The 19,859-nt window shown below is 64.1% G+C and carries 18 protein-coding genes; 9 read left to right on the top strand and 9 right to left on the bottom strand.

Features of this window, described 5'->3' with window-relative positions; translation table 11 throughout:
- The first annotated feature begins 209 nt into the window (after positions 1 to 209).
- From H7828_RS19220 to acs, 6 genes are all read left to right on the top strand, one after another.
- Positions 210 to 1,568: a substrate-binding protein gene (locus H7828_RS19220; protein WP_226782692.1), complete on the top strand. Its 1,359-nt coding sequence runs from the start codon at positions 210 to 212 to the stop codon at positions 1,566 to 1,568.
- Positions 1,569 to 1,674: 106 nt separating this feature from the next.
- Positions 1,675 to 2,706 (top strand): branched-chain amino acid ABC transporter permease, encoded by a 1,032-nt coding sequence (locus tag H7828_RS19215; protein WP_226782691.1) that lies wholly within the window; start codon positions 1,675 to 1,677, stop codon positions 2,704 to 2,706.
- 3 nt (positions 2,707 to 2,709) lie between these two features.
- The gene (locus H7828_RS19210; protein WP_226782690.1) at positions 2,710 to 3,906 is read left to right on the top strand and encodes a branched-chain amino acid ABC transporter permease; all 1,197 of its coding nucleotides are present in this window, start codon (positions 2,710 to 2,712) and stop codon (positions 3,904 to 3,906) included.
- Positions 3,907 to 3,916: 10 nt separating this feature from the next.
- The gene (locus H7828_RS19205) at positions 3,917 to 4,675 is read left to right on the top strand and encodes an ABC transporter ATP-binding protein (RefSeq protein ID WP_226782689.1); all 759 of its coding nucleotides are present in this window, start codon (positions 3,917 to 3,919) and stop codon (positions 4,673 to 4,675) included.
- Between the two features lie 147 nt (positions 4,676 to 4,822).
- Positions 4,823 to 5,572 (top strand): ABC transporter ATP-binding protein, encoded by a 750-nt coding sequence (locus H7828_RS19200; RefSeq protein ID WP_226782688.1) that lies wholly within the window; start codon positions 4,823 to 4,825, stop codon positions 5,570 to 5,572.
- A gap of 25 nt (positions 5,573 to 5,597) precedes the next feature.
- The gene (gene acs / locus H7828_RS19195; protein ID WP_226782687.1) at positions 5,598 to 7,547 is read left to right on the top strand and encodes an acetate--CoA ligase; all 1,950 of its coding nucleotides are present in this window, start codon (positions 5,598 to 5,600) and stop codon (positions 7,545 to 7,547) included.
- A gap of 32 nt (positions 7,548 to 7,579) precedes the next feature.
- Here acs and H7828_RS19190 read toward each other — a convergent pair whose 3' ends face one another.
- The 8 genes from H7828_RS19190 to H7828_RS19155 all read right to left on the bottom strand — a co-directional run bounded on the left by H7828_RS19190 (position 7,580) and on the right by H7828_RS19155 (position 15,151).
- Positions 7,580 to 8,257: a DUF2270 domain-containing protein gene (locus H7828_RS19190; protein WP_226782686.1), complete on the bottom strand. Its 678-nt coding sequence runs from the start codon at positions 8,255 to 8,257 to the stop codon at positions 7,580 to 7,582.
- Between the two features lie 116 nt (positions 8,258 to 8,373).
- Positions 8,374 to 9,354 (bottom strand): ABC transporter substrate-binding protein, encoded by a 981-nt coding sequence (locus H7828_RS19185; protein ID WP_226782685.1) that lies wholly within the window; start codon positions 9,352 to 9,354, stop codon positions 8,374 to 8,376.
- Positions 9,355 to 9,377: 23 nt separating this feature from the next.
- Positions 9,378 to 10,310 carry an ABC transporter permease gene (locus H7828_RS19180; RefSeq protein ID WP_226782684.1) on the bottom strand — a complete coding sequence of 311 codons (933 nt, stop codon included), beginning with the start codon at positions 10,308 to 10,310 and terminating at the stop codon, positions 9,378 to 9,380.
- A gap of 82 nt (positions 10,311 to 10,392) precedes the next feature.
- The gene (locus H7828_RS19175) at positions 10,393 to 11,265 is read right to left on the bottom strand and encodes an ABC transporter permease (protein ID WP_226782683.1); all 873 of its coding nucleotides are present in this window, start codon (positions 11,263 to 11,265) and stop codon (positions 10,393 to 10,395) included.
- Positions 11,266 to 11,277: 12 nt separating this feature from the next.
- Positions 11,278 to 12,066, bottom strand: coding sequence for an ABC transporter ATP-binding protein (locus H7828_RS19170; protein ID WP_226782682.1), 789 nt, complete (start codon positions 12,064 to 12,066; stop codon positions 11,278 to 11,280).
- Positions 12,066 to 13,523 carry a dihydropyrimidinase gene (hydA, locus tag H7828_RS19165; RefSeq protein WP_226782681.1) on the bottom strand — a complete coding sequence of 486 codons (1,458 nt, stop codon included), beginning with the start codon at positions 13,521 to 13,523 and terminating at the stop codon, positions 12,066 to 12,068. Before hydA ends, H7828_RS19170 begins: the two co-directional genes overlap by 1 nt.
- 99 nt (positions 13,524 to 13,622) lie before the next feature.
- Positions 13,623 to 13,874, bottom strand: coding sequence for an SH2 domain-containing protein (locus H7828_RS19160; RefSeq protein WP_226782680.1), 252 nt, complete (start codon positions 13,872 to 13,874; stop codon positions 13,623 to 13,625).
- An 11-nt stretch (positions 13,875 to 13,885) separates the two neighbouring features.
- A complete protein-coding gene (locus tag H7828_RS19155; protein ID WP_226782679.1) occupies positions 13,886 to 15,151 on the bottom strand; it encodes a Zn-dependent hydrolase in 1,266 nt (421 codons plus the stop codon).
- 143 nt (positions 15,152 to 15,294) lie between these two features.
- Between H7828_RS19155 and H7828_RS19150 the strand changes: the two genes are divergently transcribed.
- From H7828_RS19150 to selD, 3 genes are all read left to right on the top strand, one after another.
- Positions 15,295 to 15,915, top strand: a complete 621-nt coding sequence (locus tag H7828_RS19150; protein WP_226782678.1) for a TetR family transcriptional regulator C-terminal domain-containing protein — start codon at positions 15,295 to 15,297, stop codon at positions 15,913 to 15,915.
- Positions 15,916 to 15,996: 81 nt separating this feature from the next.
- Positions 15,997 to 16,437, top strand: coding sequence for a hypothetical protein (locus H7828_RS19145; RefSeq protein ID WP_226782677.1), 441 nt, complete (start codon positions 15,997 to 15,999; stop codon positions 16,435 to 16,437).
- Between the two features lie 104 nt (positions 16,438 to 16,541).
- Positions 16,542 to 18,734 (top strand): selenide, water dikinase SelD, encoded by a 2,193-nt coding sequence (gene selD, locus H7828_RS19140; protein ID WP_226782676.1) that lies wholly within the window; start codon positions 16,542 to 16,544, stop codon positions 18,732 to 18,734.
- Here the strand turns inward: selD and mnmH are convergent.
- Positions 18,721 to 19,779 carry a tRNA 2-selenouridine(34) synthase MnmH gene (gene mnmH / locus H7828_RS19135; RefSeq protein WP_226782675.1) on the bottom strand — a complete coding sequence of 353 codons (1,059 nt, stop codon included), beginning with the start codon at positions 19,777 to 19,779 and terminating at the stop codon, positions 18,721 to 18,723. The two genes, selD and mnmH, sit on opposite strands and share 14 nt — an antisense overlap.
- Positions 19,780 to 19,859: the final 80 nt, after the last annotated feature.

Here is a 19,859-nt window from a genome sequence, read left to right as displayed (position 1 = left end):
AAACCCTGTCGTTCCAATAGCTTTCTGCACCGCGTCGATAATAACTTTACAGTCTATTCAAGCGGCCTGTTCATTACTTTACAGTTTTTTCGTTGCAAATGAAGCATTTGTTGCGGCGTTTTCCGCTTGGGCGCATGATCGCCACAGTTCTGTAAAGGAACGCGCCCCGGCGGCAAACCGCAGCGGGCAACGACCAAAGGGAGGACTTCATGACGAAATCGAACTTTACACGCCGCGGCCTGATGAAAACGGGCGCCGGGGCGGGTGCGGGCCTGGCCCTGCCCACCATCTTTACCGGGGCCGTCTGGGCCGATGCCCACTCCGGTTTCACCAACGCGCCCCAGGGCGACAGCGTGACCCTTGGCTTCAACGTGCCGCAATCGGGCCCCTATGCCGACGAGGGCATGGATGAACTGCGCGCCTTCGAACTGGCGGTCGAACACCTGAACGGCGGTGGCGACGGCGGGATGATGCAGACCTTCAGCTCCAAGACGCTGGAAGGCAACGGCATCATGGGCAAGAAGGTGAACTTCGTCACCGGCGACACCCAGACCAAATCGGACGCCGCCCGCGCATCGGCCAAGTCGATGATCGAAAAGGACGGCGCGATCATGATCTCGGGCGGTTCGTCCTCGGGCGTGGCCGTGGCCGTGCAGTCGCTCTGCCAGGAGGCGGGCGTGATCTTCATGGCCGGTCTGACCCATTCGAATGACACCACCGGCAAGGACAAGAAGGCCAACGGTTTCCGCCACTTCTTCAACGCCTACATGTCGGCCGCCGCGCTGGCACCGGTGCTGAGCAAGCTTTATGGCGACGACCGCAACGCCTATCACCTGACCGCCGACTATACCTGGGGCTGGACACAGCAGGCGTCGATCCAGGCCGCGACCGAGGCCCTGGGCTGGAAGACCGTCAACAACGTGCTGACCCCGCTGGCCAGCACCGACTTCTCGTCCTATATCGCGCCGGTCCTGAACTCGGGCGCCGATGTCCTCGTGCTCAACCACTACGGCGGGAACATGGTGAACTCGCTGACCAACGCGGTTCAGTTCGGCCTGCGTGAAAAGCAGGTGAACGGCAAGAACTTCGAAATCGTCGTGCCGCTGTACTCCGAGCTGATGGCCAAGGGTGCCGGTCAGAACATCAAGGGCATCGTCGGTTCGCAGAACTGGGACTGGAAGCTGGGCGATGAGGGCACCGCCGCCTTCGTCAAGTCCTTCGGGACCAAGTACGGCTTCCCGCCCAGCCAGGCGGCCCACACCTGTTACGCGCAGACGCTGCTTTATGCCGATGCCGTCAACCGGGCCGGTTCGTTCAACCCCTGCGCCGTGGGCGAGGCCCTGGCCGGCTTCGAATTCGACGGCCTGGGCAACGGCCCGACCCTGTACCGCGCCGACGATCACCAGTGTTTCAAGGATGTGCTGGTGGTGAAGGGGGCCGAAAACCCCGAGGACGAATTCCACCTAGTGGAGATCGTCGAGGTGACGCCGGTGGATCAGGTGACCTATGCACCCGATCACGAAATGTTCGCCGGTGGCGAACTGGGTGCCTGCAACCCCGGCGCCTGAGCCGTAAACCGGGGCGGGCCATCGGCCTGCCCCACCCCACCCCCAATCCATCCACCGTGCCGGGTGAGCGCAAGCCGCGCCCGCCCCATCGACACGAGGCCCGCCCATGGACGCCATCCTTCTGCAAATCCTCAACGGCCTGGACAAGGGATCGGCCTATGCGCTGATCGCCCTTGGCCTGACCCTGATCTTCGGCACGCTGGGCGTGGTCAACTTCGCCCATGGCGCGATCTTCATGATCGGCGCCTTCTGCGCGGTGACGCTCAGCCGTCTTCTGTCGCTGTCCCATCCCTCGGCCGAACCGACCGGAACCGATTTCCTCGGCAATCCCAAGTTCGACGATGTGCTGTACGTCAACGAATGGTTCGGAGAGACGGCAGGCGCCTTCATCATCGACTGGTCGGTGCCGCTGGCGATCCTGTTTGCCATCCCGATCATGGTCGCCGTGGGGTTCATCATGGAGCGCGGGCTGATCAAGCATTTCTACAAGCGCCCCCATGCCGACCAGATCCTGGTGACCTTCGGCCTTGCGATCGTGCTGCAGGAGGTGATCAAGTATTTCTACGGCGCCAATCCCATTCCCACCCCCGCGCCCGAGGTGTTCCGCGGATCGTTCGATTTCGGCGTGCTTCTGGGGTTCGAGGCGAACGCGATCATCTATCCCTATTGGCGGATGGTCTATTTCGCCTTCGCGCTGGTGCTGATCACCGCCGTCTTCGGCTTTCTGCAATTCACCACCTTCGGGATGGTCGTCCGCGCCGGCATGGCCGACCGTGAAACCGTGGGCCTTCTGGGCATCAACATCGACAAGCGGTTCACGATCATGTTCGCCATCGCGGCCTGTGTCGCGGGGCTGGCCGGAGTGATGTATACCCCGATCAATTCGCCCAACTATCACATGGGCATGGATTTCCTCGTGCTCAGCTTTGTCGTGGTCGTCGTCGGCGGCATGGGGTCGCTGCCCGGTGCGGTGCTGGCGGGCTTCCTTCTGGGCATCCTCGAAAGCTTTGCCTCGATGCCGGTCATGACGTCGCTGATCCCGGGGATCAATCAAATCATCATCTACCTTGTGGCCATCGTCGTGCTGCTGACCCGCCCGCGCGGCCTGATGGGCCGCAGGGGCGTGATGGAGGAATAATCAATGCTGGGACTTCAGGCCAAGGATTTCAGGCTGCTGCTGATCGTCGTCGCAATGACGATGCTGGCGCCCTTCATCCTCAATCCCTTTCCGGTCAACAGCGCGATGGCGCAGTTCAACGCCGGCTATCCCGACCTGATGCAACGCTTCGTGATCTTCGGGATCTTCGCCATCGGGTTCAACATCCTCTTCGGTCTGACCGGATACCTGTCCTTCGGCCACGCGGCCTTCCTGGGGGTCGGGTCCTATGCCGGGGTGTGGATGCTGAAGCTGCTGACCATGAACGTCGTGCCGGCGATCCTGTTGTCGGTGATCGTGGCGGGGCTGTTCTCGGTGATCGTGGGCTATGTGTCTCTGCGCCGCTCGGGGATCTACTTTTCGATCCTGACGCTGGCCTTTGCGCAGATGTCCTTTGCGCTGGCCTATTCGGTGCTGACGCCGCTGACCAACGGGGAAACCGGGCTGCAACTGTCGCTGGACGATCCGCGGGTGCTGGGCGTGACGCAGGTGGACGGGACGATCCCCGCACCACACCTCTTCGGGGCGTCGATGCGCGCCAGTTACGATCTGGTGCTGGGCGGTTGGCAGTTCACCTTCAACGTCGGCTATTACCTGTCGGCCGTCGTGCTGGTCCTGGCCTTCTACCTGGCGATCCGCATCTTCCGCTCGCCCTTCGGGCTGATGCTGCGGGCGGTGAAATCGAACCAGCAGCGGATGTCCTACACGGGTCTGAACCTCAAGCCCTACATGCTGGCCGCTTTCGTGATCTCGGGGATGTATGCCGGGCTGGCCGGTGGCCTGATGGTGGCGATGGACCCGCTGGCGGGCGCCGAGCGGATGCAGTGGACCGCCAGTGGCGAAGTCGTGCTGATGACCATCCTCGGCGGTGCGGGCACGCTGATCGGGCCGGTTCTGGGCGCGGGCTTCATCAAGTATTTCGAGAACATCTTCTCGAAGATCAACGACACGGTGCTGCACCAGTGGTTCGGTTTCATGCCCGACGGGCTTGAGGATGTCGTGGTCTTCATCGTTCATCCCTTCATCGGCAAGGGCTGGCACCTGACCCTGGGCCTGCTTTTCATGCTGGTGGTCATCTTCCTGCCCGGTGGCCTTGTGCAGGGCGGCCAGAAGATCGGCGGATTGTTCCGTCGCAAGGCCCCCGCCGACGACAGCGCCACCCGCAAGCAACCCGCCGAATAAGGACGCCAGCATGGGAATTCTCGAAGTCAAGAACGTGGGCAAACGGTTCGGCGGGCTGAAGGCGCTGGACAACGTGAACCTCAACGTCATGGAAAACACCGTCCATGCCATCATCGGCCCGAACGGGGCGGGCAAATCCACCCTGCTGAACTGCCTGATCGGCAAGCTGATCCCGGATACCGGCAGCGTCATGTTCGACGGGCAAAGCGTGCTGGGCCGCAAGCCGCACGAGATCAACCAGATGGGCATTTCGCGGGTGTTCCAGACACCGGAAATCTTCGGCGACCTGACGGTGTTCGAAAACGTGATGATCCCGATCTTCGCCAAGCGTGACGGCGCATTCCGCATGCACGCCATCGAATCCGTGAGGCGCGAGACCGACATCGTGGAGGCCGCCGAGGCCATGCTGGCCGACGTGAAGATGCTGGAAAAGCGCGACGCGCACGCCGGTTCTCTTTCGCGAGGCGACAAGCGGCGGCTGGAAATGGCGATGTGTCTATGCCAGCAACCCAAGCTTCTGTTGCTGGACGAACCCACCGCCGGGATGGCCCGGGCCGACACCAACAACACCATCGACCTGCTGAAGGAAATCAAGGCATCGCGCCCGATCACCATGTGCATCATCGAACATGACATGCACGTCGTCTTCTCGCTTGCCGAACGGATCACGGTGCTGGCCCAGGGCACGCCGCTGGTCGAAGATACCCCCGAGAACATCAAGGGCCATCCCAAGGTGAAAGAGGCCTATCTTGGCGAGGCGGCGCACTAGCGTCTGCCACAATGCCCCGCCCGGCGGCAACGCCGGGCAGCCCCCGACCGCCCCCCCGGGCGGGGGCTTTACCCCCACCCGGCGGCCGGGGACCGCCCTTTGCACTCTGACCAGTCGGTTGCAGAGGTTGCCGGAGACAGAACTCAGATGAACGCCCCCTTCAACAAGCACGCCAACAACGCCGCGACCCATCCGGCCTACCTCTCGGTCTGGGACATCCACGCCTATTATGGCGAAAGCTACATCGTGCAGGGTGTCAGCTTCGACATCCGCGAGGGTGAGATCCTGGCGCTGCTGGGGCGCAACGGTGCGGGAAAGACAAGCACCCTGCGCACCATTGCCCGGCTGGACAACCCGACCCTGACCAAGGGCGAAATCTGGCTGGATCATCAACCCCTGCACAAGATGCGCAGCCATGACGCAAGCGCCAACGGAATCGCACTGGTGCCCGAGGACCGGCGCATCATCCCCGGCCTGACCGTCGAGGAAAACCTGAAGCTGGCACAAATCGCACCGCCCATCGGCTGGTCGATCGACCGGGTCTATGACCTGTTCCCGCGCCTGGGCGAGCGGCGCAAGCAGGACGGCATCACCCTGTCGGGGGGCGAACAGCAGATGCTGGCCATCGCCCGCGCCCTGTGCCGCGACATCAAGGTGCTTTTGCTGGACGAACCCTACGAGGGCCTGGCCCCCGTCATCGTGCAGGAGATCGCCAAGACGCTGGGCATCATCCGCGACCAAGGGATCACCACGGTGATCGTCGAACAGAACGCCGTCGCCGCCCTGAAACTTGCAGATCGCGCCGTGATCCTTGATACAGGCTCTGTCGTCTTTGACGGCTCGGCCATGGAAGTGCTTGAAAACGAAAAGCTGCGCGCCGAATATCTGGCCATCTGAGCCAAGACCACCAGGGACGGAAGACATGACAGATACCACCTATCCGCCGACCGCAGATTTCGCCGCCAAGGCCCATGCCGACCATGCGAAATACGATGAGATGTACAAGGCCAGCATCGCGGACCCCGAGGCATTCTGGGCCGAACACGGCAAGCGGATCGACTGGATGACGCCCTTCACAACGGTGAAAAACGTCAGCTTCGCCCCCGGTGACGTGTCGATCAAGTGGTTCGATGATGGCGGCCTGAACGTCGCCGCCAACTGCATCGACCGCCACCTTGCCGAGCGCGCCGACCAGACCGCCATCATCTGGGAGCCGGATTCGCCCGAGGACGAGGCCCAGCACATCACCTTTCGCGAACTGCACGAAAAGGTCAGCAAGTTCGCCAACGTCCTGAAGGAACTGCGCGTGAAAAAGGGTGATCGCGTGATCATCTACATGCCGATGATCCCCGAGGCGGCCTATGCCATGCTGGCCTGCGCGCGCATCGGCGCCGTGCATTCCGTGGTCTTCGCCGGCTTTTCACCCGATGCCCTGGCCGCGCGGATTTCCGGCTGCCAGGCCAAGGTCGTGATCACCGCCGACGGCGCACCGCGTGGCGGGCGCACCACCAACCTGAAGGACAACGTCAACCAGGCGATGATCAACGTCATGCACGATGTCGATTGCCTGGTGGTCAAGCGCACCGGTCAGCAGATCGCATGGCGCAGCGAGCATGATCACTGGCTGCACGAGCTTGAGGAGAAGGTCAGCGCCGATTGCCCGCCCGTCGAGGTGAACGCCGAAGACCCGCTGTTCATCCTCTACACCTCGGGATCGACCGGTCAGCCCAAGGGCGTCGTGCATACCAGCGGCGGCTATCTGGTCTATGCCGCCATGACCCACCAATATACCTTCGATTATCACGACGGCGACGTGTTCTGGTGCACGGCCGATGTCGGTTGGGTCACCGGGCACAGCTATATCATCTACGGCCCCCTCGCAAACGGCGCCACGACCCTGATGTTCGAAGGCGTTCCCACCTGGCCCGATGCCGGGCGGTTCTGGGCCATCTGCGAAAAGCACAAGGTCAACCAGTTCTACACCGCCCCCACCGCGATCCGCGCGCTGATGGGCCAAGGCAATGAACACGTCAGCAAATACGATCTGTCGTCGCTGAAGCTGCTAGGCACCGTGGGCGAACCCATCAACCCCGAGGCCTGGAACTGGTACAACGAGGTTGTCGGCGGCGGGCGTTGCCCCATCGTCGATACCTGGTGGCAGACGGAGACCGGCGGTCACATGCTCACCCCGCTGCCCGGTGCCACCGCCACCAAGCCCGGAAGCGCGACCCTGCCCTTCTTCGGGATCGAACCCGTCATCCTGGAACCCACCAGCGGTGAGGAGATTCACGACAATCCGGCCGAGGGCGTGCTGTGCATCAAGGGCAGCTGGCCCGCCCAGATGCGCACCGTCTATGGCGACCACGAAAGGTTCGAGAAGACCTATTTCTCGGACTACAAGGGGTATTACTTCACCGGAGACGGCTGCAAGCGTGACGCTGACGGCTATTACTGGATTACCGGCCGCGTGGATGACGTGATCAACGTCTCGGGCCACCGCATGGGCACGGCCGAGGTGGAATCGGCCCTTGTCGCCCATGAAACCGTGGCCGAGGCGGCGGTGGTCGGCTACCCGCACAAGATCAAGGGCCAGGGCATCTATGCCTATGTGACCCTGATGAACGGCGTCGACCCCAGCGACGAGTTGCGCAAGACCCTGGAAACCTGGGTGCGCCGCGAAATCGGCCCCATAGCCAAGCCCGACCTGATCCAATGGGCGCCCGGCCTGCCGAAAACCCGGTCGGGCAAGATCATGCGCCGCATCCTGCGCAAGATCGCCGAGAACGACCACGGCTCGCTGGGCGACACCTCGACCCTGGCCGATCCTTCGGTGGTGGACGAGCTGATCGAGAACCGGATGAACCGGGACTGAAAGATCGCTGGCATCCGCAACCTTTGCGGATGTCAGCCCATGCTTGAACGTTCGGGGCTGCGCCGGGCGCGCCTTGCGTCGTCGTTCCAGCTCCAGAGCGCAATTGCCCCCCAGACGGCGCAGTAAAAGGCTCCGGCGGCCAGCACGTAGATGCCGTTCACCGGCCCGATGGCGGCCCTTTCGTATAGCTGTTCGGCCGATGTCAGCGGCCCGGGATGGACGATCAGCTTGCCCATGTAGGCGGCACTCTGGATCAGCAGGATCCAGAAATAGTTGCGCCTGATGCGCCGCCCGATCGCCACCCACATCGATACATGATAGCGCGGCTTCCAGTAATCCTCGGCCAGGATCCTTTGCCAGCCGTCCTCCATGTGCAGATCGCCATCGTGCAGCATGGGGGCGAAGAAATGCACCTCCATCCAGCGGCACCGCGCCCGCCAGACGTTGAAATAGCGATAACGCCGCGCCTCCTGCATCAGGAAGAACATGATCAGCACCCCCACCAGGATCAGCGGCAAAGCCGAAGCCTCGGGCGCCGAAAAGGTCAGCGACAGCGCGATCCCCAGGGTCACGACCGACCAATTGGTGGTGGTATCCAGGCGGGTGCGCCAGATGGTCGAACGATAGACCTCACCCCGGTAAAGATGGGCGATGGCGCCAATCTCGGCCGCGTCCAGTTTCTTGCGTTCCTGCAGGTCGCCAACCGACATGCGATCTCTCCTCCCCTTGTCCCCGACGCAGAAGTGGCGCGGGCAGCGAAGGCGCGCCCGGGATACGGGCGCGCCTTGCAATGGCATGGGGGCCCGGCCCCCGTTTCGGATGCGCCTCAGTTCAGCGCCATATCCGTGATCTCATGGGTCCAGGCGCCCTCGGGCTCTTTCGTGATGACCGGGTCCGATCCGCCCGACAACAGCGATTGCACCGTCCGCTCATAGTCGGCCTCGTCCAGCGTTCCGTCGCTGCCGGCGGTCAGCTTGGCCACCTCCGACATCATGCGCTTCTGGTGCTTCTCGGTCTGCGCACCGGTCTCGTCGTATTCCAGAACGATCTCGGCCGCCTCGTCGCTGTTTTCCTCGGCGTATTTCCACCCCTTCATGCTGGCGCGCACGAACTTGGCCAGCGTCTCCTTAAAGGCCGGGTCGGCCAGGCGGTCTTCCAGCACATAAAGGCCGTCTTCCAGCGTCGCGACGCCCTGGTCCTCGTACTTGAAGGTCACCAGCTGATCTTCGGTGATCCCGGCATCGATGACCTGCCAGTATTCATTGTAAGTCATGGTCGAGATGCAGTCGGCCTGCTTCTGCAACAGCGGATCGACGTTGAAGCCCTGCTTCAGAACCTCGACCCCATCCTCGCCGCCCTCGGTGGGGATGCCAAGCTGGCTCATCCACGACAGGAAGGGAAATTCGTTGCCGAAGAACCAGACGCCAAGGGTGCGGCCCGGGAAATCCTCGGGGGATTTGACACCGGTTTCCTTCAGGCAGGTCAGCATCATCCCCGAACTTTTGTAGGGCTGGGCGATATTGACCAGCGGCAGGCCCTTCTCGCGGGCCGAAAGGGCGGCGGGCATCCATTCGACCACCACATCGGCACCACCCCCGGCAATCACCTGGGTCGGGGCAATGTCGGGGCCGCCGGGCCGGATCGTGACATTCAGCCCCTCATCCTCGTAAAAGCCCTTTTCCAGAGCAACATAATAGCCGCCGAATTGCGCCTGGGTCACCCACTTCAGTTGCAGCGTCAGGTCTTCGGCCCAGGCGGCGCTGCCGCCCAGCCCAAGGGCAACCGCCCCCGTGATCAGTTTCTTCATGACAAACTCCCCTTTCATTATTGTTAACGCCTTTGCGACGGGTGCCAGAAGGTCACCCCCCGTTCGATCATCGCCACCAGCCCGTAGAATGCCGAACCGGCCAGGGCGGCGACGGTGATTTCCGCCCAGACCATGTCAAGGCCCAGTCGCCCCACCTCGGTCGAGATGCGAAACCCCATGCCCCGCACCGGAGAACCGAAGAACTCGGCCACGATAGCGCCGATCAGCGCCAGGGTGGTACAGATCTTCAGCCCGTTGAACATGAAGGGCATGGCGGCGGGAAAGCGAAGCTTGACCAGGGTCTGCCAATAACCGGCCCCATAGGTGCGCATCAGGTCGCGCTGCATCGCCTCGGCCGATTGCAGACCGGCCATGGTGTTGACCAGCATGGGGAAGAACACCATCACGATCACCACCGCCGCCTTGCTGTGCCAATCGAAGCCGAACCACATCACCAGGATCGGCGCGGTCCCGACAATGGGCAGCGCGGCGGCAAAGTTCGCCACCGGCAACAGCCCGCGTTGCAGGAACGGCGATCTGTCGATCAGAACCGCCACCGCAACCGCCGCACCACAGCCCATGACATAGCCACTCAGCGCGCCCTTGATGACGGTCTGCACGAAATCGCCCCAGAGAATGGGAAGCGAGGCGGCAATACGATCGGCAATCGCACTGGGCGGCGGCAGGATGACACCGGGCACGGCAAAGAACCGCACCGCCAGTTCCCAGATCAGAAGGACGCTCAGCCCGAAGATGACCGGCACCAGTATGCGCCGCGCCTGTCCGCCACGACGGGCCAGCACCAGGTTGATCGACCAGGCCAGCAGCCAAAGCGCCACGATCACCCCGGCCCGCCAATTCACCGCACCGGCGGCGAGGATCAGAAGGATCGGCGCGAAAAGCCGCCAGCGCGGTGCGGACATTCCCCCTGTGCCGCTGTCATCGATGGCGCTCATCTTCGCCCCCATCTTTGGTCTGCAAATATCCCGGGGGAGTCGCCGCAGGCGACGGGGGCAGCGCCCCCCTGCACCGCCCGCGTCATCGCGCCATCCCCATGCGTTTCAGCACCCCGGCCTCGACCCGGGCCACGATGAACACCAGCACCGCCGCCAGGATCGCCGCCATGAACAGCGCCGCCCACATCTGGATCGTCTGGCCGTAATAGGACCCGCCCAGCAGACGCGCGCCGAGGCCCCCCTGCTGCACCGGCAGTTCGCCCACCACGGCCCCCACCAGGGCCGCCGCGATCCCCACCTTCAACGACGCGAAAAGAAATGGCATCGAGGCCGGCAGCCGCAACTTGAACAAGACCTGAGTGGCCGAGGCGTTATAGGTCTTCATCAGGTCAAGTTGCATCGCATCGGGGCTGCGCAGCCCCGCCACCATGCCCACGACCACCGGAAAGAACGACAGATAGGCGCTGATCACGGCCTTGGGCACCAATCCGGTGATCCCGATGGAATTCAGGACGACGATGATCATCGGCGCGATGGCCAGGATCGGGATCGTCTGGCTCGCGATGGCCCAGGGCATCACGCTCATGTCCATGGCGCGGTTGTGCACGATCCCCAGCGCCAGCGCGATGCCAAGGCCGGTGCCGATCGCAAAGCCGAACAATGTCGCGCTCAGCGTCACCCAGGCATGATAGACCAGCGAGCGTTTCGAGGTGACCTTCTTGTCGAACACCAGGTCGTAAAAGCTCACCGCGACCTGATGGGGTGCGGGCAGCTTCGGGCGCTCCTGCACCATGGTGTCCTTGACGATCTCGGTGAAACCGGGCGTCGTTTCGGCCCGCGCCGCCTGGTCCAGCGTCCATTGGCTGTTCATCCAGACGGCCGCGACATACCAAACCACGATCAGCGCCAGAAGCACGCTGATCACCGGAACGGCGCGAAGCCTGAACCACCTCATGGCGCGCCCCGGTCAGACATCATCGCCATGCCCGGCGCGCAGGCCCTCGCGCACGCGGTGGGCGATCTCGATGAAGGCGGCGCTGTCGCGGATATCCAGCGGTCTGTCGCGCGGCAGCGGGCTTTCGATCACCTCGGTGATCCGCCCCGGTCGCGGGCTCATCACCACGATGCGGGTGCTGAGATAGACCGCCTCGGGGATCGAATGGGTGACAAAGCAGATCGTCTTCTCGGTCCGCGCCCAAAGCTTCAGCAGTTGTTCGTTCAGATGGTCGCGCACGATTTCATCCAGAGCGCCGAAGGGTTCGTCCATCAGCAGGATATCGGCGTCAAAGGCCAGGGCGCGGGCGATGCTCGCGCGCTGCTGCATCCCGCCGCTGAGCTGCCAGGGATATTTGCCGTCGAATCCTTCCAGATCAACAAGTTGCAGAACGCGCTTCATGCGGCTTTCGCGCTCTTCCCGGTCAAACCCCATGATCTCGAGCGGCAGTTGAATGTTCTTGCCGATGGTACGCCAGGGATAAAGCCCCGCCGCCTGGAAGACATAGCCATAAGCCCTTGCATTCCTTGCCTCTTCCGGGCTCATCCCGTTGACGGACAGTGTGCCGCCCGTCGCCGTTTCAAGCCCCGCGATGCAGCGCAGGAAGGTCGTCTTGCCACAGCCCGAAGGCCCGATGAAACTGACGAAATCGCCCTTGTTCACCTCAAGATCGACATTGCTCAGCGCGTGCACATCCCCGTCCGATGTCGGGAACACCAGGTCCAGGTTTCTGGCCGCGATAACCTTGTTCTGGTCGTCCATCACACGCCGCTTGCCGGAATGCCCGAACGTTCCACCTTGCGGGGGGCGGTCAGTTCTTTCCAGGTGGAAAGCGCCTTGCCCACTGCCGTCAGCGGATCACGCTTGACGAACTTGCCGTGGCCCTCTTCGGTGCGGATCTCGCCGTCGTGCACCACCACCTTGCCCCGACTGAGCGTAAAGCGCGGAAGCCCGGTGACATCTTTACCCTCGAAGACATTGTAATCAATGGAGGATTGCTGACTATCGGCGCTGATCGTCTTGCTTTTCTTCGGATCCCAGACCACCAGATCGGCATCCGACCCGACAAGGACCGCGCCCTTTTTCGGATAGCAATTCAATATCTTGGCGATGTTCGTTGAAGTGACGGCAACGAATTCGTTCATGGTAAGACGCCCGGTGGCAACCCCATGGGTCCAGAGCATCGGCATCCTGTCTTCCAACCCACCTGTTCCATTGGGAATCTTGGTGAAATCCCCCACCCCGGTGCGCTTCTGTTCCGTCGTGAAGGCGCAATGATCGGTGGCCACCACAGAAAGCGACCCCGATTGCAGCCCGGCCCAGAGGCTGTCCTGATGCTGCTTGTTGCGGAACGGCGGGCTCATGACGCGGCGCGCGGCATGGTCCCAATCGGGGTGGGTATATTCGCTGTCATCCAGCGTCAGGTGCTGGATAAGCGGTTCGCCATAAACCCTTTTTCCCTGCTGGCGGGCACGGCGGATCGCCTCGTGGCTTTCCTCGCAGGAGGTATGGACGACATAAAGCGGCACGCCTGCCATGTCGGCAATCATGATGGCGCGGTTCGTCGCCTCACCCTCGACCGCGGGGGGCCGGGAATAGGCGTGCGCCTCGGGGCCGTTGTTGCCCGTCGCCATAAGCCGCGCCTGAAGATCGGCCACGACATCGCCGTTCTCGGCGTGTACCAGCGGCATCGCGCCCAGTTCGGCACAGCGCTGGAACGACGCGAACATCTCGTCGTCGTTCACCATCAGCGCGCCCTTGTAGGCCATGAAGTGCTTGAAAGTATTGATGCCCTTGTCGCGCACTACGGCTTCCATCTCGTTGAACACCTGCTCGCTCCACCAGGTGATGGCCATGTGGAAGCTGTAGTCGCAGTTGGCCCGGGTGGATTTGTTGTCCCACATCTGGATCGCGTCCAGCAGCCCCTGACCCGGGCTGGGCAGCGCGAAATCCACCACCATGGTCGTGCCACCGGCCAGCGCGGCACGGGTGCCGGATTCGAAATCATCGGCGGAATAAGTGCCCATGAAGGGCATTTCCAGGTGCGTGTGCGGATCGATGCCGCCGGGCATCACGTAGCATCCCGTCGCATCCAGTTCGGTATCGCCCGAAAGCCCCTTGCCGATCCCGGTGATCACGCCGTTTTCGACAAGCACATCAGCCTCATAGCTGAGATCGGCCGTCACCACCGTTCCGTTCCTGATCACCGTGGATGGCATCGAAAGTTCCTTTCCCTGTCCGCATCTTGAGACGTCCAATGAACTTTGCCACCGAACGCCTTTCTTTATTTTATTTTATTTTTTCCGACCCGACGGCATTCAGACGTCGCAGACCTGCTTGCCGCTGGCATCCAGAAGCGCGACGCCGCGCTGGGGCTCGGTCTTTTCGACGGCAAGGCCGTAGCAGCCGTTGGAATCGCGGATCAGGAACGACTGGTCGATGCCCGGCGGCAGCGCGGCCAGGGCGGCGGGCGACACATCGCGCAGCCCCTGCGGACCGACGGCGGGCCCCGTTTCAACGCAGCCGGCCAACGCCAGCCCCAATCCTATAAATCCGATATTCTTCAGCATCTTGCATCCTCTCATTGATCTACTATCCCCGCCGTTTCGACCACCGCATGAAACAGGACATTCGCCCCGGCAGCGGCCCATTCCTGCGAGATTTCCTCGGCTTCGTTATGGCTCAGACCGTCAACGCAGGGGCACATCACCATGGCCGCGGGCGCCACGCGGTTGATCCAGCAGGCATCATGGCCCGCGCCCGAGATCAGGTCCATATGGCTCAGCCCAAGACGTTTGGCGGCGCGGCGCACGGCGCCGACGCAGTCCGCGTCGAATTCCACCGGATCAAAACCGCCCACCTTCTCGAATTCAACGGAAAGGCCCATGTCGTCACAGATCTTCTGCGCGCCCTCCTTCAGCCGCTCCTCCATATCCTCGATCACCGCCAGATCGGGCGAGCGCAGATCGACCGTGAACACGGCTTTGCCCGGTATCACGTTACGACTGTTGGGAAAAATCTCGATGTGCCCGGCCGCACCCACGGCGTGGGGCTTGTGGCTCCAAGCGATTTCGTCCACCAGTTCAAGCACCCGCGCCATGGCCAGACCCGCGTTGCGGCGCAGGGGCATGGGGGTTGATCCCGTGTGGCTTTCCTTGCCGGTGATCGTCACCTGGGTCCAGCTCAGCCCCTGGCCATGGGTCACGACGCCGATCTGTTTTTGCTCGGCTTCCAGGATGGGGCCCTGTTCGATGTGCAGTTCGAAGAAGGCGTGCATTTTGCGCGCGCCGGTTTCCTCATCCCCCCGCCAGCCGATGCGCTGCAATTCATCACCGAATTTCAAACCCTTGGCGTCGGTTCTTGAATAGGCCCAGTCCTGGGTGTGAACGCCGGCAAAGACACCCGAGGCCAGCATTGCCGGGGCAAAGCGCGTGCCTTCCTCGTTGGTGAAATTGGTCACGACGATGGGGTGCTTCGTGTGGATGCCCAGATCGTTCAGCGTGCGGATGATTTCCAGACCGCCCAGAACGCCCAGCACCCCGTCATACTTGCCGCCGGTGGGCTGGGTATCCAGGTGGCTGCCCACGTAGACGGGCAGCGCCTCGCTGTCCTCGCCCTCGCGGCGGGCGAACATGTTGCCCATCTGGTCCAGCCCCATGGTGCAGCCCGCCGCCTCACACCACTTCTGGAACAGGGCTCGGCCTTCACCGTCTTCGTCGGTCAGGGTCTGGCGGTTGTTTCCCCCCGCCACCCCGGGGCCGATCTTTGCCATTTCCATCAAACTGTCCCAAAGACGCTGGCCGTTGATCGCGAGGTTGTCACCGGGGGCAGAGGCAGTTGAGGGCATGGAGACTCCTGTTGTTCTGCGGCGCGTGGCTTGGAATAGTTTGACCAACCGGTCAGGATCACGCTAGCAGAGCCTTCAAGGCAGTCAAGGAATTCGCGCCCCTGCGCCCGCGATGCCGCCCAACGGATGAAATTGCCTGCCTCATGCCCACACCTGCCTCGCAAACGCGCATCCAGAAAGAAAACACCGCCCGCATCCTTGAGGCGGCGCTGGATGTGTTTTCGACGCTGGGCTATCGCGGCGCGACTTTGGACCGGATCGCGCGGGGGGCCGGGCTCTCCAAGCCCAACCTACTTTATTACTTTCCGTCGAAAGAGGCGATCCACGCCTCGCTTCTGGCGGGGCTGATGACAAACTGGCTCGATCCGCTGCGCCGGCTGGACAGCGACGGCGACCCGATTGACGAAATCGTCGCCTATGTCCTGCGAAAGCTTGAGATGTCACGGCTTTACCCGCGCGAAAGCCGGCTGTTCGCAAACGAGATCCTTCAGGGCGCGCCCCGGATCATGGACGAGATCGAAGGCGATCTGCGCGCCCTGGTCGAGGAGAAGTCGGCGTTGATCGCGCAGTGGCAGGCCGCCGGACGGTTGGCCCCGATCGAGCCGCGCCACCTGATCTTCTCGATCTGGGCGACGACCCAGCACTATGCCGATTTCGACGTGCAGGTGCGCGGCATCCTTCGCCCGCAGGGCGACGGCCATTTCGATGAGGCGGCGGATTTCCTGACCGCCTTCTATCGCAGCGCCCTGACGCCGCGGGGGTGACGCAGGGGTTCACGATCCGTTAAGATTTGCGGCGTAGCCTTGGTGGGAGACCTGATATGCCTTTCGTGAAGGAGGTTTCAGATGCTGCCGCCCCTTGCGCCCCTTGCCGGCCCCCATGTGCCCGGCATAGCCCCACCCGCCGCCGATGCCCAAAGCGCCCTGCGCGCGCGTCAGGTCGTCGAGGGCCACACATCTTCGGGCGCGCCGCCCACGCTGACCCTGCGCCCGGTTCTGGGCGCTGCGGCGGGCGATGGCACCTCGGCCGCCACAGCTTCGCACCCCGCCGATGCGGCCGTATGGCCCGACACGCCCGAGACTGTTCTGACCGGGCCGCGCCCGACCTTCGACAAGACTCCGCTGGAAAAGATGCGCGCTGACATCTGGGCCGTGACCACACCGGCCACCCCGCGCGATGACAGCGGCAACCATGGCGCTTCGCCGTCTTCGCCCCTCTATCACGGGCTGACGGTGGTTGCGCCGGTGGCAGAACGTGATCGTGAAAGGCTCGACATGCTGACCTGAACCGCCCGGCGCCACGGTCAATTCGGCGTGGGCCATTCAGTCGCCTCTCGCCTTTCGCGGTGCGCGCCCTTAACCAAGGGCCGTCCCGAAAGCGAGTTCCTGCCATGCACATGCCGCCCCTTCCCCTGACCCGTGACATCGTGCTGATCGGGGGCGGCCATGCCCATGCTCTGGTCTTGCGCAACTGGGGAATGAACCCGCTGCCCGGTGTGCGGCTGACCGTCATCAACCCCGGCCCGACCGCGCCCTATACCGGCATGCTGCCCGGTTTCGTCGCCGGACACTACGGGCGCGATACGCTTGAGATCGACCTCATGCGCCTGGCCCGGTTCGCGGGCGCGCGGATCATCCTCGGGATGGCCGAGGCGATGGATACCACGGAAAAGACCGTCACCATTACCGGGCGCGGCCAGATCGCCTACGACGTGGCCTCGATCGACATCGGCATCCATTCCGACATGCCCGCCCTGCCCGGGTTCGACGATCACGCGATCCCCGCCAAACCCCTGGGCCGGTTCGCCACCGCATGGGCCGCGCATCTGGACAGGCTGCGGCAGGAGCCCGGGTTGGCGGCCTCCGGGCTGGCGGTGATCGGCGCAGGCGTTGCGGGGGTGGAGCTGGCCATGGCCATGGCCCATGGCGCGCGCAAGGCCGCAGGGCAGGCCGTTCCGGTCCGGGCCGTGGACAGCGCCGACGCCCTGCGCGGCATCGGCCGGGGTGCGGCGCGCGCCCTGCGCCAGCGGCTCGACACCATGGGCGTCACCCTGCACGAACGGACTGAGGTGAAGCGCATCACGAACGTGGGGATCGTCCTGGAAGGCGACACGGTCCTGCCCGCCGGTTTCGTCGTCGGGGCGGCGGGTGCGAAACCCCATGCATGGCTGGCCGAAACCGGGCTTGCCCTGCACGAGGGGTTCGTGCGCGTCGATGACAGCCTGCGCAGTGTCGGCGATGCATCGGTCTTCGCGGTGGGCGATTGCGCCCACATGGACCACGCGCCGCGCCCCAAGGCCGGGGTTTTCGCCGTGCGCCAGGCGCCGGTGCTGGCCGCCAACCTGCGGGCCGCCGTCGGGGGCGGCGCGTTTCGCCGCTATCGCCCCCAGCGCGATTACCTCAAGCTGATCTCGACCGGAGACCGCAGCGCCGTGGCCGACAAGTTCGGCCTGCGGCTGGAAGGCGCGCTGCTCTGGCGCTGGAAAGACCGTATCGACCGCGCATTCATGGAAAAGCTGGCCGATCTGCCGGCTATGACCGCGCCGAAACTGCCAAGCCCCCGCGCCGACGGAGTGGACGAGGCCTTGGCAGGCGGCAAGCCCATGTGCGGCGGCTGCGGATCGAAGCTGGGCCGCGACACCCTGGCCCAGGCGCTTGCCGCCCTGCCCCCGCGCAGCCGCGCCGATGTCAGCACGACGCCCATGGACGATGCCGCCGTGCTGACGATGAACGGGCAGAACCAGGTGATCAGCACCGATCACCTGCGCGCGATGGTCGATGATCCCCATGTCATGGCGCGGATCGCCGCCAACCATGCCCTGGGCGATGTCTTTGCCATGGGCGCCACCGCGCAGGCGGCCCTGGCGACGATCATCCTGCCGCGCGCAAGCGCCAGCCTGCACCAGAGGATGATGGCCGAGATCATGGCAGGCGCCGATGCCGTCATGGCCGAAGCCGGGGCCAGTATCGTCGGCGGCCACACCCTGATCGGCGATGCGCTCAGCATCGGGTTCACCGTCACCGGGCTTGCGCAGAACCCGGTGCGCCTTTCGGGCGCGCAGCCCGGCGATGCCCTGATCCTCACCAAGCCGATCGGCACCGGCGTGATCATGGCCGCCGACATGGCGCTGGGGGCGCGGGGGCCCTGGGTGGCCGGGGCCATCGCTGCGATGACGCAATCGCAGTTCGGCGCGGCGCAGATGCTGTCAGCCGCCCATGCCATGACGGATGTGACCGGATTTGGCCTGGCCGGACACCTGATGGGCATCTGCGATGCGGCGGGCCTTGCGGCGCGGCTGAACCTGTCCGGCATTCCCCTGCTGGAGGGCGCGCTGGCCCTGTCGCAGTCGGGCCACCGGTCGACACTCTACGCCAGCAATGCCACCCTTGCAGCGCGCATGACCATGGATGGCGATGCGCCCCTGGCCGCCCTGCTGTTCGATCCGCAGACCGCAGGCGGGCTGCTGGCCGCGGTGGCCCCCGAAACGGCCGAAAAGGTGGTGCGAAACCTGCGCGAAAGCGGCTTTCACGCCGCGCGGATCGGAGAGATGACCGAGGGCGCGCCCCATATCAGCCTGCGCTGACAGGCTCCTGCATCAACAGCGCGGCGATCCGGTCGGCCGCGCGGTTCAGCCCTTCGCGATCAAGCGTGCCCGGCGTGACGGTTCCGCGCAACCCGGCCGCGCCCCGCTGGCGCCCATAGCGCGGATCATAGTGATGAAGGATCAGTTCCTCGGCCAGGTCAAGATAGGCCCCCGACCCGGCCAGCGCCTGCCAATGTTCGATCCGCGCCGCGCCCTGATGCGGGCGCAGCGCCGCCAGCACGCCGTTCAGCCGCGTGGCATCGGCGATCACGTCACCATAGGCCGCCACCAGGTAGCGCGCGCGCTGATCCACCGGCGCCTCGATGGTGATGCGGGGCGCGGCGCGCATGGCCGCCCAAAGCGACGGCGGCACGACGCGCGCGCCCACCTTGCTCGACTCGGCCTCGATCAGAACCGGGCGCGTCGGGTCCAGCGCATTGATCCGTTCGGCCAGCGCCGTTTCAAAGGCCTTCTGCGCCGGTTGCTGCCCCATCGCCCCGAAGACCGAACCGCGATGGTTGGCCAGCCCCTCAAGGTCCAGGATCTGCCCGCCCCGCGCCGCCACCATGTGCAAAAGCTCGGTCTTGGCGGTGCCGGTGTTGCCGTCCAGCAGAACCACCTGCACCGGCATCGGGGTTTCATACAACAGCGCGTTCACCGCCCGCCGGAAACTGCGATAGCCGCCGTCGATAACATCGACCCGCCAGCCAATCTGCGCCAGAATCGAGGCGAAGGAATTGCTGCGCTGCCCGCCGCGCCAGCAATAGACCAGAGGCCGCCAGCCCCCGTCGTGATGGGCCAGGGGCCCCTCGATGTGGCGGGCGGCGTTGCGGGCAACCAGCGCCGCGCCGATCTTGCGGGCCGAAAACGGATTGTCCTGCTTGTAGATGGTGCCGACGCGGGCGCGTTCGGCATCGTCCAGCACCGGCAGGCTGATGGCGCCGGGCATGTGATCTTCGGCAAATTCGGCAGGCGCGCGCACGTCGATCACGGTGTCATAACCGTGCGACAGGCAGTCCTGAAAACTGTTGATTGCATAGACCATGCCCCCTGTTAGCGCCAAGCGCCGCGGCTGAACAGGGCGAGTTGCACAAAGCCGCTTTGCCTTGCCGCGCGCCCGTGTTC

The sequence above is a fragment of the Oceaniglobus trochenteri genome (genome assembly GCF_020529025.1).
Lineage (GTDB): Bacteria > Pseudomonadota > Alphaproteobacteria > Rhodobacterales > Rhodobacteraceae > Oceaniglobus > Oceaniglobus trochenteri.
Note: the sequence above shows the minus strand (reverse complement) of the source record. Positions and strands in the feature narration are given on the sequence as shown.

What these genes read in the sequence shown, in the direction of transcription:
- H7828_RS19175 (WP_226782683.1), bottom strand. Translation starts at nt 11,265, where the DNA reads ATGAGGTGGTTCAGGCTTCGCGCCGTTCCGGTGATCAGCGTGCTTCTG.
- mnmH (WP_226782675.1), bottom strand. Translation starts at nt 19,779, where the DNA reads ATGGTCTATGCAATCAACAGTTTTCAGGACTGCCTGTCGCACGGTTAT.
- H7828_RS19180 (WP_226782684.1), bottom strand. Translation starts at nt 10,310, where the DNA reads ATGAGCGCCATCGATGACAGCGGCACAGGGGGAATGTCCGCACCGCGC.
- H7828_RS19185 (WP_226782685.1), bottom strand. Translation starts at nt 9,354, where the DNA reads ATGAAGAAACTGATCACGGGGGCGGTTGCCCTTGGGCTGGGCGGCAGC.
- H7828_RS19160 (WP_226782680.1), bottom strand. Translation starts at nt 13,874, where the DNA reads ATGCTGAAGAATATCGGATTTATAGGATTGGGGCTGGCGTTGGCCGGC.
- acs (WP_226782687.1), top strand. Translation starts at nt 5,598, where the DNA reads ATGACAGATACCACCTATCCGCCGACCGCAGATTTCGCCGCCAAGGCC.
- H7828_RS19220 (WP_226782692.1), top strand. Translation starts at nt 210, where the DNA reads ATGACGAAATCGAACTTTACACGCCGCGGCCTGATGAAAACGGGCGCC.
- selD (WP_226782676.1), top strand. Translation starts at nt 16,542, where the DNA reads ATGCACATGCCGCCCCTTCCCCTGACCCGTGACATCGTGCTGATCGGG.
- H7828_RS19145 (WP_226782677.1), top strand. Translation starts at nt 15,997, where the DNA reads ATGCTGCCGCCCCTTGCGCCCCTTGCCGGCCCCCATGTGCCCGGCATA.
- H7828_RS19190 (WP_226782686.1), bottom strand. Translation starts at nt 8,257, where the DNA reads ATGTCGGTTGGCGACCTGCAGGAACGCAAGAAACTGGACGCGGCCGAG.
- H7828_RS19200 (WP_226782688.1), top strand. Translation starts at nt 4,823, where the DNA reads ATGAACGCCCCCTTCAACAAGCACGCCAACAACGCCGCGACCCATCCG.
- H7828_RS19210 (WP_226782690.1), top strand. Translation starts at nt 2,710, where the DNA reads ATGCTGGGACTTCAGGCCAAGGATTTCAGGCTGCTGCTGATCGTCGTC.
- H7828_RS19205 (WP_226782689.1), top strand. Translation starts at nt 3,917, where the DNA reads ATGGGAATTCTCGAAGTCAAGAACGTGGGCAAACGGTTCGGCGGGCTG.
- H7828_RS19170 (WP_226782682.1), bottom strand. Translation starts at nt 12,066, where the DNA reads ATGGACGACCAGAACAAGGTTATCGCGGCCAGAAACCTGGACCTGGTG.
- hydA (WP_226782681.1), bottom strand. Translation starts at nt 13,523, where the DNA reads ATGCCATCCACGGTGATCAGGAACGGAACGGTGGTGACGGCCGATCTC.
- H7828_RS19155 (WP_226782679.1), bottom strand. Translation starts at nt 15,151, where the DNA reads ATGCCCTCAACTGCCTCTGCCCCCGGTGACAACCTCGCGATCAACGGC.
- H7828_RS19150 (WP_226782678.1), top strand. Translation starts at nt 15,295, where the DNA reads ATGCCCACACCTGCCTCGCAAACGCGCATCCAGAAAGAAAACACCGCC.
- H7828_RS19215 (WP_226782691.1), top strand. Translation starts at nt 1,675, where the DNA reads ATGGACGCCATCCTTCTGCAAATCCTCAACGGCCTGGACAAGGGATCG.